The 1,422-nt window shown below is 68.8% G+C and carries 1 protein-coding gene; it reads right to left on the bottom strand.

Annotated features, from left to right (window positions below; translation table 11 throughout):
- Positions 1–18: 18 nt before the first annotated feature.
- Complete coding sequence (locus ACWCP0_RS42110; protein WP_451083987.1) at positions 19–1,221, bottom strand: IS110 family transposase; 1,203 nt, start codon at positions 1,219–1,221, stop codon at positions 19–21.
- Positions 1,222–1,422: the final 201 nt, after the last annotated feature.

Raw genomic sequence — 1,422 nt, 5'->3', positions numbered from 1 at the left:
GGAGTCTCAATGACGAAGTCAAGCCGCTTGCGTGACCGGTGGGGCGGCGGTGAAGACCCGTCCGTCACGCAGCAGCGCCCACAACACGCTCGCTCGTCGGCGGGCCAGAGCGATGACGGCCTGGACGTGCTTGCAGCCCTCGCCGCGTTTCTTGAGGTAGAAGTCCCGGTTCGGACCTTCGCGGATGATGCTGGTCTGTGCGGACAAATAGAACACCCTGCGCAGGCGGCGGCTGTATCGCTTCGGACGATGAAGGTTGCCGGTTCGGCGGCCGGAGTCGCGCGGGACCGGCACCAGCCCGGCCGCCGAAGCCAGGTGACCGGCGTCGGCGTAGGCCGACAGGTCGCCTGCCGCGACGACGAACTCCGCCCCGAGTATCGGGCCCATGCCGGGCAGGGACTCGATGATCTCCGCCTGCGGGTGGCTGCGGAACGTCTCGCGGATCTGCTTGTCGATCCGTTTCAACCGGTCGTCCAGGGCCAGGATCTGCGTCGCGAGGTCGGCGACGATCTGCGCGGCGACGTCCTCCCCAGGCAGCGCGGTCTGCTGGGCCTGCGCAGCCTCCAGCGCGGTCGCGGCGACCGCGTCGGCGTTTCGGACATTGCGGTTGGCCAGCCAGGCCGTCAGTCGGGCCCGGCCGCGGCGGCGGATCGCGGCCGGCGTCTGGTAACCGGTCAACAGCACGAGTGCACCCTTCTGCGCGCTGTAATCGAAGGCTCGTTCCAGCGCGGGGAAGATACCGGTCAGCACGTCCCGCAGGCGGTTGATCATCCGCACCCGGTCGGCCACGAGGTCGGTGCGGTGGGCAGTCAGCAGCGCGAGGTCGGCGGCCAGCTGGGCGGGCACGTCAATGGCGGCGAAGTCCCGACGGTGACGCGCAGTCTCGGCGATGACGTAGGCATCGCGAGCATCGGTTTTCGCCTCGCCTCGGTAGGCGCCCGACATACGGTTGACCGTCCGACCGGGCACGTAGACGGCACGCTGGCCATGGGCCGCCAGCAGGGCCAGCAGCAGCGCGGACGACGTCCCGGTGATGTCCACCGCCCAGTAGACCTCGTCCGCCAGGTCCAGGATCTCGACGAGCGCGGCCAGAATTGCCGACTCGTCGTTGTCGATCTTCTTTGACCACAGCGTGGCACCGGCCTCGTCGACTACCGCAGCCCAGTGGTGGCCCTTGCCTGCGTCGATCCCGGCCCAGACTCGGGCCCGCCGCTTGCTCACTCGCCCCTCCTCGTTCCGCGCAGCATGCCGTGGGCCCGAGGAACACCCTGCTGTCATCTCCGTAAACAGCGACCACAACGCACATCTCAATCAGCAGCCAGGGCGCCCCGAAGAGCCGGGCGGCCACTCCTGCCGAGTCACACGAGACAAGCTGCCATCAGCCACACCCGGCCCTCCCGGGCCGCCTAACAACTTACGGAG

This window comes from Streptomyces sp. NPDC001970 (assembly GCF_053594115.1).
Note: the sequence above shows the minus strand (reverse complement) of the source record. Positions and strands in the feature narration are given on the sequence as shown.